12 protein-coding genes and 1 riboswitch are annotated in these 14,374 nt (G+C 37.1%); of the genes, 6 read left to right on the top strand and 6 right to left on the bottom strand.

Annotated features, from left to right (window positions below; all coding sequences use genetic code 11):
* Positions 1 to 21: 21 nt before the first annotated feature.
* The gene (locus ACM26V_RS23205) at positions 22 to 945 is read right to left on the bottom strand and encodes a ketopantoate reductase family protein (RefSeq protein WP_416149121.1); all 924 of its coding nucleotides are present in this window, start codon (positions 943 to 945) and stop codon (positions 22 to 24) included.
* 95 nt (positions 946 to 1,040) lie between these two features.
* Complete coding sequence (locus ACM26V_RS23200; protein ID WP_416149120.1) at positions 1,041 to 2,225, bottom strand: MFS transporter; 1,185 nt, start codon at positions 2,223 to 2,225, stop codon at positions 1,041 to 1,043.
* A 152-nt stretch (positions 2,226 to 2,377) separates the two neighbouring features.
* Here ACM26V_RS23200 and ACM26V_RS23195 point away from each other — a divergent pair, with 152 nt between their 5' ends.
* The gene (locus ACM26V_RS23195) at positions 2,378 to 4,069 is read left to right on the top strand and encodes a M3 family oligoendopeptidase (protein ID WP_416149119.1); all 1,692 of its coding nucleotides are present in this window, start codon (positions 2,378 to 2,380) and stop codon (positions 4,067 to 4,069) included.
* A 69-nt stretch (positions 4,070 to 4,138) separates the two neighbouring features.
* Here ACM26V_RS23195 and ACM26V_RS23190 read toward each other — a convergent pair whose 3' ends face one another.
* Both ACM26V_RS23190 and ACM26V_RS23185 read right to left on the bottom strand, forming a co-directional pair.
* On the bottom strand, positions 4,139 to 5,122 hold the full coding sequence (locus ACM26V_RS23190; protein WP_416149118.1) for an aldo/keto reductase: 984 nt from the start codon (positions 5,120 to 5,122) through the stop codon (positions 4,139 to 4,141).
* Positions 5,123 to 5,349: 227 nt separating this feature from the next.
* Positions 5,350 to 5,658 carry a hypothetical protein gene (locus ACM26V_RS23185; RefSeq protein ID WP_416149117.1) on the bottom strand — a complete coding sequence of 103 codons (309 nt, stop codon included), beginning with the start codon at positions 5,656 to 5,658 and terminating at the stop codon, positions 5,350 to 5,352.
* A gap of 371 nt (positions 5,659 to 6,029) precedes the next feature.
* Between ACM26V_RS23185 and ACM26V_RS23180 the strand changes: the two genes are divergently transcribed.
* From ACM26V_RS23180 to tenA, 4 genes are all read left to right on the top strand, one after another.
* A complete protein-coding gene (locus tag ACM26V_RS23180; RefSeq protein WP_416149116.1) occupies positions 6,030 to 7,298 on the top strand; it encodes an MFS transporter in 1,269 nt (422 codons plus the stop codon).
* Between the two features lie 80 nt (positions 7,299 to 7,378).
* Positions 7,379 to 7,561: a hypothetical protein gene (locus tag ACM26V_RS23175; protein WP_416149115.1), complete on the top strand. Its 183-nt coding sequence runs from the start codon at positions 7,379 to 7,381 to the stop codon at positions 7,559 to 7,561.
* Positions 7,562 to 7,725: 164 nt separating this feature from the next.
* Positions 7,726 to 8,562: a peptidoglycan editing factor PgeF gene (gene pgeF / locus ACM26V_RS23170; protein ID WP_416149114.1), complete on the top strand. Its 837-nt coding sequence runs from the start codon at positions 7,726 to 7,728 to the stop codon at positions 8,560 to 8,562.
* 199 nt (positions 8,563 to 8,761) lie between these two features.
* Positions 8,762 to 8,866: riboswitch (TPP riboswitch) on the top strand.
* A gap of 121 nt (positions 8,867 to 8,987) precedes the next feature.
* The gene (tenA, locus tag ACM26V_RS23165; RefSeq protein WP_416149113.1) at positions 8,988 to 9,653 is read left to right on the top strand and encodes a thiaminase II; all 666 of its coding nucleotides are present in this window, start codon (positions 8,988 to 8,990) and stop codon (positions 9,651 to 9,653) included.
* A gap of 52 nt (positions 9,654 to 9,705) precedes the next feature.
* Here the strand turns inward: tenA and ACM26V_RS23160 are convergent, their stop codons facing one another.
* The gene (locus tag ACM26V_RS23160; RefSeq protein ID WP_416149112.1) at positions 9,706 to 11,133 is read right to left on the bottom strand and encodes a dihydrolipoyl dehydrogenase family protein; all 1,428 of its coding nucleotides are present in this window, start codon (positions 11,131 to 11,133) and stop codon (positions 9,706 to 9,708) included.
* 255 nt (positions 11,134 to 11,388) lie between these two features.
* Positions 11,389 to 12,816 (bottom strand): SpoVR family protein, encoded by a 1,428-nt coding sequence (locus tag ACM26V_RS23155; protein WP_416149111.1) that lies wholly within the window; start codon positions 12,814 to 12,816, stop codon positions 11,389 to 11,391.
* A gap of 558 nt (positions 12,817 to 13,374) precedes the next feature.
* Between ACM26V_RS23155 and ilvE the strand changes: the two genes are divergently transcribed.
* Positions 13,375 to 14,286, top strand: coding sequence for a branched-chain-amino-acid transaminase (gene ilvE, locus ACM26V_RS23150; RefSeq protein ID WP_416149110.1), 912 nt, complete (start codon positions 13,375 to 13,377; stop codon positions 14,284 to 14,286).
* Positions 14,287 to 14,374 lie beyond the last annotated feature (88 nt).

Here is a 14,374-nt window from a genome sequence, read left to right as displayed (position 1 = left end):
CGTACAGGTTCCATCTTTATCCTAAAAAGGATGGTTTTTTTCATAAACCTTCAAATGTTGATAAATCAGCTTTAACAAAGGCGTTTCCACTCCTGATCTTTCTGCTAACAATAACAAATAACCTTGTAGATGGTCCGCTTCAATTTGATTGTCTTTTTCTATATCTCGAAGCATGGAAGACTTCATTTTTGCTCCTAATTGTTCAACAATCATCATTTGTTTTTCAACGATTCCCTCAGCAATCGGAGCTCTTGCCTCTTCCATTGTTAATCGGACTTCCTCGAACAACTGTTGGATGTATGTTCTACCTTCTAACGTATCTCGAATCGGCCCTATAGGTGAACGCATCAAAGAAGTAATCCCTGATATTGTTGTGATAAACAAGTATTTATGCCACAAATCCTGCTGAATATGCTCACTTAATCTAAATGTAGCTTTCGTACCCGAAAATAACTCGTCTAGTTGTTTGATGCGATCAGTAACCTTACCAGACATTTCCCCAAAGGCAAGTTCATGCTTTTCACTAGTCTGAATAATATGTCCTTCTTCATTTAAAGTTGACTCAATAAAACAGAGGCCACCTATGACCTGGTCTTTGGAAAAATAAGAATATAATTCCTCAATATGCTCAACCCCGTTTAATAAAGGAACGACGATCGTATAGTCGCGCACAAAAGGGTTCAAAGCTTCCATCGCATCACTTAGATGATATGCCTTCGTTGCTATGAATACGATATCGAAAGGATAATCATCCCCGGCTCCCGCCTGAATAGTTGTTGCTCTCAAAGACACATCTCCATGGATACTTTTAATAATCAAACCATTCTTTTTTAATTGATTCGCTCTTTTTTCTCGAACGAGAAATGTCACATCTTCTCCTTTTTCCAGTAGGCGACCACCAAAATACCCACCTATTGCTCCTGCACCTAAAATTAGTATTTTCATCTTCTTAACCTCCCTAGAACCTCTGTTTTGTTGATTATTTCGATATCAAAAGGGAAAACTCCTCTAATTTGGTTTTCCATTTTGGAAATATTCCATTATCCTTGTTTTCTTTCGGGTTCTTGATTAGACGCAATTTTTAATTTCTGCTTATTAAACAACATAAAGATCACAAATAACATCGAAATAGCAAATGCGAAATAGAACAATTGGCCTGCAATCACATCATACAAAAATGCGAAAAGCAACGGTCCGATAATTCTCCCCATACTGTCTGCCGAAAACTGTAACCCTGATGCATAGCCAGACCTATTGCCACTAGCCCTTGTTATCAGTGATAGGGAGAGCGTTCGGATTACCGCATTTCCGACAACGAATAAGATTAAATATATTGCCGCTAAAACCATATTGAAAACGATCGCCATAAATAGGAATGCAAGACCTGATGCAATTTGACCGACAATAATCCATCGATACTCTGTTCCAGTCTTCACCTTTCTTAGCAATCCACCTTGAACTAACGCTAAAATAATTCCACTAATAAAAAACAGTGTTCCCATTTCCGTTGGAGTCATCTCAATAATATCCATCCCATAAATTTGAAACACACTTTCTAGGCCTGCCAACAAAAACGACGCACTAAAACTCATGATAAGTAAGATTTTCAGTGTTTCATTTGACGGAATTGTGATCGACGGTAGCCATTTTTGATTTTTTTCAGCTTCGACTTTTACCCAATTAGCGTCATCTAAATTCTTCCAAGCAAAAGGTACAAGAACTAACATTATTCCTCCAGCTAAAAAGAATGGGACAGCAAACCCAAATACGCTTAGCAATCCACCAGAAGCTGGTCCAAAAATAAAACCAACACCAATTGACATACCGACCAAACCTAAATTGCGATTGCGAGTCTTGTCATCAGAAATATCCGAAACTGTCGACATCGCTGCTGCATATAATGCTCCTGCAAAAATGCCACTCAATCCTCTTGCTATGTACATCATTAACACGGAGTCAAGAAATAACCCAAATAAGATAAATCCTAGTGCATAGCCAAACAACCCTAGCATTAAAATTCTTCGTCTGCCATGCCGGTCAGCCCAATGGCCCCAAGTAGGTGCAGTCAAAAAAGAAGCCAATGAATAAATGGCTAATAAACCGCCAATATGACCGGCACCACCACTAACGTCCGCGACGACTTCTGGCAAAACCGGAATGACCATTCCGAATCCAGCATAAACTAGAAATTGTATGATTAAAATAATTATCAACGTTTTCTTCATATCGTCCCCCTACGTAAACCTCTTTAATTTCTAACACAAACATAGTTGAATCATACCACATTCTACTTTGCTCACCTAGCTATGATCATTCGACGTTTAATTAATAATATATTATGCTAAATAGGAATCTATTAGGAAATAGGAGGCGTACTATGACAACATTTTATCAAGCAAAATTGGATTTCCAAAAACCAGAATTAATTGAAACGTTCTTTCAGGACTTAGTGAACGAACCAATTACTTCCGTTGCACAATTGGAAGATTGGTTAATTCGACAATCTGATTTATTTGATGCCATTGAAGAAGGACTGACAGGACATTACATAGACTTTCAATCACAGAGCGATTCCACCTCCGCTAAACAAACTTTTGAACACGATCAACAAGTGATAGAGCCATTGATAAAAAAATACGATGCTCTCTTAGATGATAAATTTCTTTCTAGCCCATTTATAGAAAAACTTGATCCAGATGAATTCCACCAGTTTATAAAAAGTAAAAAGAATGCTAAGGCTCTTTTTCGTGAAGATAATATCGAGCTAGAAGTAGAAGAAGACCGTCTTTCAACAAGTTATTTCGAACATACCGGTGGACTGACAGTTAATTGGAATGGTGAGGAAAAAACAATAAGTGAAATATCAGCTTATACACAAGACGCTAACCGTGAAACGAGAAAAAAAGCTGTACAACTTTCTGCAGAGGCGTTTCTATCAAAAGAATCCGAGCTTCAAATAATTATGGATGACCTTATTACCCTTCGTCAGAAAAAAGCTGATTACGCAAATGTAGATAACTATCGCGATTATATGTTTAAAAAGTATGAACGCTTTGATTACACTCCTGATGACTGTAAAGAGTTAGCGGAGTCAATTCGTAAACATGTCACACCTTTAAAAGAAAAAATCCAAAGGAATCACCAACAGGAACTAAGTGTTGAAACCTATCGCCCCTGGGATACCAAAGGAGTTGCGAATGGGCAACAACCATTAAAGCCATTCGAAGACAGGGACCAATTAGTGAAAAGATCTGCGACAATTTTTTCAAACCTTGATCCTCGCTTTGAAGAATTACTAACAACAATGGATAAGCGGAGTATGCTCGATTTAACTACAAGAAAAGGGAAAGCTCCTGGAGGTTTATGCGCCCCCTTACCAGTTTCACAACTTTCGTTTATTTTCATGAACGCTTCGACAACACATGATGACATGATTACGTTGCTTCACGAGATGGGGCACTGCATCCATAATGATTTAACTAAAGATTTAGCTTTGAGTAAATATAGAGATATGCCAAGTGAATCTGCTGAATTAGCTAGTATGTCGATGGAATTATTGACAATGGACCAATGGGAATTATTTTATGAAAACAAAGAAGACCTGGTTCGAGCAAAACAAGATCAGTTACGAGGTATCATTGAATTTTTACCAATGGGGATGGTTGTTGATCAATTTCAACACTGGATGTACGAAAATCCCAAGCATACAGCCGAAGAAAGAAACAAAAAGTTCGCCAGTTTACAAACTGAATTGAATTCAACCGTTGTCGACTGGACAGGTTACGAAAAATGGAATGAAACGTCATGGCTTCGGATTCTTCATATCTTTGAAGTTCCATTCTATTTTATTGAGTATGTCATTGCTCAACTCGGCGCCGTACAAATGTACAAACAATATTGCGAAAATCCCAAGTTAGCGCTTGCTAACTACAAAAAAGCATTATCACTCGGTTCCTCTCAATCTTTGTCTAAGGTGTACGAAGCTGCAGGTATTCGATTCGATTTTTCTGAAGACATGATCAAACAATTAATGATATTTGTCGAAGCAGAGTTAGAGGCATTAGCATAATATGCAAAAGAGGCTGTCACCAAAAATACTTTTTTTGGGATAGCCTCTTTTAACATTTTCGATTCGATCTTAATAAGCTCCTCGGATATGATCGTGTACTTTATTGTTGTAAAACTCTTGTATTCGATTCATTTCTTTCGGAGTAAATTTACTCGTTTCAAGTGCTTTCAAATTATCTTCTACTTGATTAACATTTCTGAAGCCAGGAATAACTGCAGAAATCGCATGATGTTGCAAAATCCACTTTAATGCTGCCTGCGTCATATTTCCACGACCATCAGCGATCCATGAAACCTCACTACTAAGTTCCACACCTTTTTCAAAAGGAAGACCCGCGAACGTTTCCCCGACATTGAACTGTTGTCCGTCGCTATTAAACTTTCGATGATCATCTTCAGCAAATGCATGATCACTTGTAAACTTTCCAGTTAATAAACCACTCGCAAGCGGGACCCTTGCCAAAATGCCCACTCCTTTATCAATGGCTACTGGAAATAATTCTGATACTGGTTTTTGGCGAAATAAATTAAAAATGATTTGTAGAACACGAACATTTTTATACTCCATACACAGAAGTGCTTCTTCCACCGTTTCAACACTAACACCGTAGTAGCGAATTTTCCCTTCAGCTTGAAGTTTATCCAGCACCTCAAATACTTTCCCATCCTTCAATATTTCGAGGGGGGGACAATGAATTTGATATAAATCGAGACGATCACGATTTAATCGACGAAGTGTGTTTTCCAAGTAGTTTCTGACTGATTCTTCTGAATATGTCGCGGGATCATGAATATCTCCCGCTCGGCAGAATTTACTAGCAATATAAATCTTATCCTCTTTACCCTTAGTAGCTTCTGCTAACAACTCTTCACTGTGGCCAGCACCATATACATCTGCTGTATCAAAGAAGTTTACACCAAGATCCATCGCCTTTTTCAAGCCAGCAATGGCATCTTGGTCATTTACATCTCCCCACGAACCACCAATCGCCCATGTACCAAAGCTTAATTCACTAATTTTCAGATTCGTATTACCTAGTCTACGATAATTCATTAAGACCTCCTTCTAATACTTGTATAACTAATTATAGTTGAACAGTGGCTACGCTTACAATTGAAACGAATAAATATTTATATACGAATAATCCTGCGGAAGATCAAGCAAGGCTAGACTCTGCAAAGCTCCAAGAGGCTCCCCCACTCCGCAGCCGAAATTCACTCCATTGAAGAGCATCCCCCTTCCTATTAACAATAGCAATGTTTAGTAGTGCCTAAAAAAGATCATTCACTACTCTTATGACCTAACTTCTTTTCCAATTCCTTAAACACTTTAATAAACGGTGTAGGATCTTCCTTAACAATGTAAGTGAAAACTCCTTGATTTGTATGAACAAAGAGTGTTCCTTCTTCTCCACTCTTCAACTCACGGTATGACATATCAAACACTGCTTCTGAGGAGAATTCTCGATGTTTTGTAATTAGCTTATCTTCATATAAATATAACGTCCGTTCATATTCAACATTTTTTTGTTGAATACTGTTTATCTCTCTTTGGACTTTATAGTAAGGATGTGAAGCTAGTAACTCCATTAAATATATCTCCTTTCTTCATTTCTTCTTTTCACTCAACATTTGATCGGTTTCCCTGTATATACGATTCGTCGATTGTTTTGTTTCACAATTAAAATAATACCTGAATTCACGAGCTAACGTTGAATCAGTATTTGATTAACTCTAAGTTAATTTTACCATATAAAATTTTTCTACGCTGTATGCGCTACTTCCTCACTTAATCAACTATCGTTACTCCTTATTCACTTTTCCCTTATCATTCAAACGAATTCAACATACTTTTCTTACCAACAATATGTTTTTTCGTTCAGTAAAATAATTTCGGTCTTACGTTTATCGAAATATCTGTTAAAATAAAACGTAGCTTACCATCTAGAAAGGATATTCATATGATAAAAAAACAAAATAAACAAGATGCACCAACTTTTTATTACGGTTGGTATATTGTATTAATCGGAGCAATGGGCTTATTTTTCTCTGGTCCTGGACAAACATATTCAAATGCGGTATTCATAGATTATTATATTTTGGACTTTAATTGGGAAAGGTCTCTTGTCTCCGGTATTTACTCGGGAGCAACATTAACTGCTGGATTTTTACTCTTTCTTGTTGGCTCAAGCATTGACAAGTTTGGGCAAAGAACCGTTTCATTAACTGTTAGTATTCTGCTTGCAATTGCTTGTTTTTGGAATAGCATCGTTGTCAATCCATTCATGTTGTTTATTGGTTTCTTCTTAATACGTTTTCTTGGCCAAGGATCTATGACTCTCGTATCGAATACTCTCATTCCCCAATGGTTCATTGAGAAGCGAGGGCGAGCATTTAGCTTCATGATGATTGGAGGCTTTCTAAGTTCTACTCTTTTCCCTCCGCTCAATGCTTGGCTAATTTCAAGTTATGGATGGGAAAATGCTTGGCGTATATTAGGTGCTACAATCATTATTTTTTTCGTCCCCATTTCATTTTTCTTTATGAAAAATAAACCAGAAGATATCGGTCTCCTTCCAGATAATAAAAAAATAGAAATTAATGAAGGTGAACACACACCAAAACTTAAAAATGATATCTCTTGGACGTTAAAGGAAACAATGAGAACACGCCAGTTTTGGCTCTTACTACTCTGTATTGGCATTCCATCGATGCTTAATACAGGTCTAACATTCCACCTTTTCTCGATCCTTAGTGGAAGTGGTCTAAGTTTAACAGCCGCAGCCTTCATCTTAAGCTTAATGGCAATGGTCGGTTTCCCGGTTACAATGTTAGCCGGTTTTATTCTTGAAAAAGTGAAAATTCATTACATGTTCGCTTTTGTTTTCTTTGGTCAATTCATCTTCATCATTACTTTGTACTTTACAGATTCTTTTGTTTGGGCCATCGCATTTGGTATACTTTGGGGCTTCATCGGGGGTATCGAACGAATTGTTGTATCTATGGTGTTCCCTGATTATTTTGGCCGACAGCACATAGGTAGTATTAAGGGAGTTGCAACGACAGTTACTGTATCAGCATCTGCATTCGGACCACTACCGTTTGGAATTGCATATGATTGGTTTGGTGGTTATCAAGAAATCTTGATATTTATGATGGTGTTTCCTGCATTAGGAATCATCGCTAGTTTAATGTCTCCTAAACCATATAAGAAAGAATCATCTTTATAATACGTCTTTGGTGAAATCTTATTGAGAACTTGCTATAATTACTATTAATACTTATTATTATGTGAAAGGCTGTGGGAAACATGGATTTATTTACGATCCCTGATCCATCAGAAGGTGGAATGGGTTATGCATACATTTTTATGATCTTCGTTTTTATTGCTGCCTCGTTCACGGTATATAAATTAAAGAAATCTACAAAACGAGTGACAGAGAAAGAAACACCAAAAGCATATGAAATGTATCAACCTAAAGATAAATCGTAGCAAACCTATTATGTTTAGAGCTCCTGAAATAAGGGGCTCTTTTGTATTCACAGATGTACAATTTTGCTTCTACTCAGAACTTTTATATTCAAATTTCGTATTATATAATGATGAGGAATGGATAGTAAACTAATTCTTCACAGTTACAAAATGGAGGGGTATTTATGGATGAATCCTTTATCCAAACAACCGATTCAACACTAACTATTAAAGATTGGACAAAAATAAATCCCGAGCTCGTTGCCGGTTTCACAACTAAGCATGGTGGCACAAGTCATTTCCCTTATAAATCAAATAATTTCGGTTTACATGTTGGCGACGAGGGTCACAATGTCATTACCAATCGCCAACAACTAGCAGATCAACTTGGTTTCTCACTAGAAAATTGGGTATGTGCAGATCAAGTTCATGAAGATCAAATTGTTAAAGTTTCAAGCGTCCTGACTGGATCTGGAGTTGATGATTATAACGATAGTATTAAAGGAACCGACGGCTTCTATACGAATCAAAAAGATATATTACTTACGTTATGTTACGCAGATTGTGTACCAGTTTATTTTTTCGCTCCTAATTATCACATGATTGGCATTGCTCACGCAGGTTGGAAAGGTACTGTTAAGAATATTTCGGGAAAGATGGTTCAGCTATGGGATATGATGGAGAAAATTCCTCCATCAGAGATTTATGTAACAATTGGACCATCGATTAACCAATGCTGTTATATTGTTGATGACCACGTAATTAATGAAGTAGATAAAGTTCTAGAGGCTGTATCATTCACTACCTCTCCTTATGAACAAATAAGTGATGGGCAGTATCGCCTTGATTTAAAGTCCGTCAATTATTTACTACTTTTACATGCTGGCATTCAAGAAGATCACCTTCTCACGTCCAACTTTTGCACGAGTTGTGACAACGACCTGTTTTTCTCTCATCGCGCTGATCAAGGAAAAACAGGAAGAATGATCAGCTATATTGGCTTCTATAATCAATATAAATAGAAAATTGAGTATATGTCTCCCTCACACATTCGGACCGTTTCTCACTGTTTCTTTCCCTAATTGGCTCGCTTTCTGCTCAAGTGCTGTTTCAAGAATAATTCAGATATGTCATTGGAGAAGATTCAGTATTTTCACTATACTTGATGATAATCCTTGATATTACCAAAAAATGGTGTTACGATTAGTATAATTTCATAACAAGTTCCACTAGGGGTGCCATTTTATGGCTGAGACAAGATTCTTTCTTGATCCCTTAGAACCTGATCTAGTTCATACTAGCGTAGGGAAGTGGCGTGAATCTCTTAATTTTGTTTTACAAACAATAATGAGACTGTTAACGTCATTCCTTCAATGGATTGGCGTTTTTTATTTATCCACCTTTCCCTCATCAGAGTGGTTCTTCTAAAAATAAGGAGGCAACTGACATGAGTTTTACACAGGATTTACGAAACGAAACAGAATCACTATTTAAAGCATGCTATGAACACCCTTTTGTTCAAGGGATTGCAGAGGGGAATCTTGAGAAAGGTCAGCTCATTCACTATGTTAAACAAGACTACGAGTACTTAAATGCAATGATTCAAACACGTGCTCTAACCATGGCAAAATGTAACAACCGCGATGATATGGCCTTATTAAACGAAGGCATCGCTTTTATTTTAAACGACGAAACTCACCCACACAATAATTTCTGTGAGCAAGCTGGCGTTGATTATAAAGACTTAAAAGGAGAGACTCTTGCTCCGACGGCCCATCATTACAGCCAATATATGTTGCAAGTTGCGTCGAATGGCTCTTTAGCTGAATCTTTGGCTGTTGCCCTCCCATGTCCCTGGGTTTATTTGTATATTGGTGAAAGAATCATGAAAGAAGTAAAGCCAAGCCCTGATCATCCCTTTTATCCTTGGATCTCTTTCTACGGAGCTCAAGAAATGCCAAGAATTACAAAGACAATCGATTGGTTAGATCGCCTAGCTGAAGAAGCAACTGAAAGTGATCGTGCTAAAATGAGAACCCACTTTTTAATGGGGTGTCGCATGGAATACATGTTTTTTGATATGGCATATACGAAACAAACGTGGCCATTATAAGTCTTTCGCGATGTGGGTGCCTAAATCGCACCCATTTTTTACTCCCTTAAAACTATCTAAACCAAGAGACATATTGGCTCATCATTTTTGAAAGTGAGCTTCCGAACAACTTCTCTCTCCAATATAAGTCACCAGCATTTTTTACAATTTCACTTCTTGAAGGATAAGGATATACGCTGTTCGAGATTTTTTTCACTGATTCTCCATTCGTTTTCATATAAACTAGCTGTTGCATCCAATCACTCACATTACCTCCTACACCATGAGCACCTAGAATCATTCCCTTGTTGTCCGTAATGATTTTTATCATCGACTGGTTGTCCATTTCGGCAATCATCCGATCAACATGATTATGGTCCATGCGGTAGACTTTATAATTACTACCTCTCTGTTCTTTCACTTCGCTTTCCGTCATTCCTAAATGAAAGATTTCTGGATCTGTATAATAAACCCATGGAACATTTTCATAAGAAACCTTTCTCTTTAAACCGAATACTGCATTAGCAACGACAACTTTCCCCTCATGGGAGGCACCATGTGTAAATGGAAAAGCACCATTAACGTCCCCTAAAGCGTAGATGTGTGGCTCAGAAGTTTGCATCGTCTCTTTAACAATGATTTCTCCTTTTTGATTTACATTAACCCCCGCTTTCTCCAAATTGAGCGTATCTGAATTTGGTCTTCTACCAATAGCTAAAAAAAGTGCATCCGCCTCAATTTCTCGAGCGTGCTGCCCTTTAACTCGAACAAACGTCTTGCCATCTCTTTGAATTACTTTTTCTACTGTTGATGAAGAGAGGAATTCGAGTTCTTTTTTCAATTGATTAAGCAAGATATTTGATACTTCACCATCTTCTTTTGATAAAAGCAAGTCAGAACTGTCAACGACGGATACATTCGATCCTAGCCGGCTTAATGCTTGGGATAATTCTAATCCAATAGGTCCTGCTCCCATCATTACGATTCGTTTAGGTAATTGCTCCATATCAAAAACCGTCTCACTCGTTAAGATTTGAATATTTTCGATACCTTCGACTTCAGGAATTATTGGACGTGATCCCGTTGCTATAATTATACGTTTCCCCTCAATGATGGAACCTGATGATAATTGGATGTGATGGCTATCCTGGAAGGTCGCGGAAGCAAACATGACGTCAACCCCTAATTCACGAAATCTTTTCTCCCCGTCATTTTCCTGGATGATAGATACTGCTGTATGAACTCGATCTTTTGCTAATTGCCATTTTGGCTTACCAGAAACAGAAACCCCGAAAGCTTCAGCTGACTGATATAGTTGATGAACCTCATTTGCGACAGCAATCAATGCTTTTGATGGAACACATCCAAAATGGAGGCAGTCTCCTCCCAAACTGTTTCTTTTTTCTATTAACGCAACTTTTGCGCCAAATTGCGCTGCACCAGCAGCAACCGTTAATCCACCAGAACCTCCACCGATAACAATGATATCGTATGTTTTCATCCTATCTCTCCTTCACAGCTGACTAATACAATCTTTTATTAAAAATACTTCGAAGTTATTTTAGATTGCTCTCTACTTTTATTTACTTGATAGACAAACGAAATAGTTTTATTAAATTTATCATATTACTCAGCTCTAATTCATCTTAAGGGTCTTAATTTGATCTAACTCTTGGTGTTTAAAAATCCGACAGTAACATCTATTCTCCATTATAAAGCTAAAAGGAAGCTAGCCAAAAGCAGCTAGCCCCCTTTTTCATACATACCTTTTACTAATCTTTCTACCGTCATAACAAAAAACAATTGCTCTATCTGATAATACGCTTTCCATATGCACAGATCTTCCCCATAATTGATATAAGTACGGTAAGGTTTTTTCTAAATACTTTGTATCAAGTTCGACATCTTCATATTCGTGCTTTAAATACAGTTCACCAGCTTTTAAATAGTCCCCATTTTTAACAGTTATATACGGAAAACCTCCATTAACTCTACTCGTAATAATTTGATCACGAACATTCTCCCACTCTTTATCAACAATTTCATAATCACGACCATGTTTCTGAAATAAATACATATCCTCTCGAAAGACTAAATCTTTCGTTAAATAATTTCGAATAAATGAAAGATCAGATTCAATTTCACGAACTTCAAAAATTTTCTCCCTACCACTTTTTGGTTTAATCCCTTGTCTTTCTTTCATATCATCCGTAGGGTTGTTATAACGTTCTTCAATGTCCTCAAAAACCTTTAATCCAAGATAATAAGGATTGATTTGAGTTTTTGACGGTTGAATAACACCAGCATTTAATTTCGCAAACTCAATCGACTCATCTGTAGGTAGGTCCAATTCACGAACAATTCTCTGATGCCAATAACTAGCCCATCCTTCATTCATTATCTTCGTTTCTAATTGTGGCCAGAAATAAAGCATTTCTTCACGCATCATCGTTAGAATGTCACGTTGCCAACCTTCTAACTCTTTACTGTAGTGCTCAATAAACAGTAATAAATCCTTTTCAGGTTCAGGCGGAAACTGTTTTTTCTTCTTCTCTAATTCAGACAGTTTGTTTTCAGTTTTATCTTCTTCTAAATTCCATATATCATCGTAAGGGCTATTTACTTTATTTTGCCCTTCATCTGATTCGTCTCCGATATCTTCTATTGACCAACTTAACTTCGCCCGCTGTAAACTAGGATCAATATGTTCTTGAATTGCTAAGACTGCGTCAAGAAATTTTTCTACTTCTCTTCTACCGTGTATCATTTCATATTGATGAATCCTCTCTGCTGTCGCTGTCATACTTTCCACCATATCCTTGCGTGTATTAGAAAAGCGCGCATTATTTTTAAAAAAATCACTATGACCTAAGACATGGGCAACAATCAATTTATTTTGAATTAACGAATTGGTATCCAGAAGGAACGCATAGCAAGGGTTAGAGTTAATCACTAATTCATAAATTTTACTTAAACCTAAATCATATTGTAATTTCATCTTGTGAAACTGCTTTCCAAAACTCCAGTGATTAAATCGAGTTGGCATCCCGTAAGCACCAAACGTATAAATAATATCCGCTGGACACACCTCATAGCGCATCGGATAAAAATCAAGTCCAAATCCCTCAGCAATTTCAGTTATTTGATCAATCGAATACATTAGATTTTCCTCATCAGTTGGCATTTTATTTCCCCCTTTTTTCGTTACTTCCAAGTTATGAAGCAGCATCTTAAATAATGAGAAGCTTTCCAAAGTAAAATTGAAAATAGATACCTTCTCATACTTGGAGATAAAAATATTTGCAACTTCCAAAAATACACGATAACAATTTCCACGCTATTTCATGAACCACAGTTAAGGGGAATTTTTTAAATTCTAACCCTCCTATAACATATGGCACATATATGAAAACGCTTTAAAAAAATTTACATTTATCAGAAAATTTGATTTATTAACCTTTAAACCAACGTCGAAACCGCATTCAATAGGATGGATTGTTTTGAAATGTTAGAATTTTTCACAATTAACAGTTGACCTACCCTTCATTTGACTGTATTATTGGCGTCAATATCATATTTATTAATTCACTAATTTCAATTGAAATTAAATAGATTTATCTATTATTAACAGAACATTTGTGCATTTTAACTAAACACCCATAAAATTCTTTAATAATAAACAGAAATTGACATATGAAATTCAATTATAATTCTATATACTGAAAGAAAGGAGTGAATCGGTATGAGCGGTCAGTGGATTTTTCTCGGCGACGAGCTTGTAAAAAAAGAAGATGCCGTCGTTTCCGTTTATGACCATGGTTTTTTATATGGTGATGGAGTATTCGAAGGAATCCGAGTTTACAGTGGAAATATTTTTAAACTCGATGAACATCTTCAACGTCTCTATGAATCTGCCCAGTCAATCATGTTAAATATCCCATACGATAAGGAGGAGATGGAGCGAATTATTGTCGACACTGTCCGGAAAAATAAACTAGATACTGCTTATATCCGTGTCGTCGTCTCACGCGGGCCTGGAAATCTAGGACTAGATCCTACGAATTGTTCCCAGCCTAACGTTATTGTCATTGCTGAGGCTCTCGCTCTTTTCCCAAAAGAACTATATCAAAAAGGCTTAAGGGTTGGCTCAGTCGCAAGTCGACGTAATCGACCAGACGTGCTAAGCCCACAAGTTAAATCACTTAATTATTTAAATAATATACTCGTAAAGTTAGAAGCTAATCAAGCGGGTGTTGATGAGGCCCTCATGTTAAATGATCAAGGTTACGTAACTGAGGGCTCAGCAGATAATATTTTTATCGTCAAGAACAATATAATCTACACACCTCCTGTTTACTTAGGAGCTCTTGAGGGAATTACACGTAATGCGATCATCGATTTAGCTCACAAGCATGGTTACAACATGAAAGAATCTCCATTCACTAGACATGATGTTTACGTAGCTGATGAAGTATTCCTCACAGGTACTGCAGTTGAAGTTATTGCAGTTGTCGAAGTGGATGGTCGATTAATAGCCGATGGAAAACCAGGTAAAGTAACAACACATCTGCTTTCTGAATTCAGAAAGATTGTTCAAACGGATGGGGTAGCCTGTTACGGACCATCTTCAACGGGTAAGGCGATCGTAAGTTAACAATTATATTTGACAACTTCACATCATCTAAAGCGATGACGGGAAAAAAGGTTTAAGGTCCTGTATTCACAGAGAGCCGGGGTTGCTG

It is taken from the genome of Salipaludibacillus sp. HK11, from assembly GCF_047795645.1.
Lineage (GTDB): Bacteria > Bacillota > Bacilli > Bacillales > Salisediminibacteriaceae > Salipaludibacillus.
This window is presented reverse-complemented; position numbering and strand designations above follow the sequence as displayed.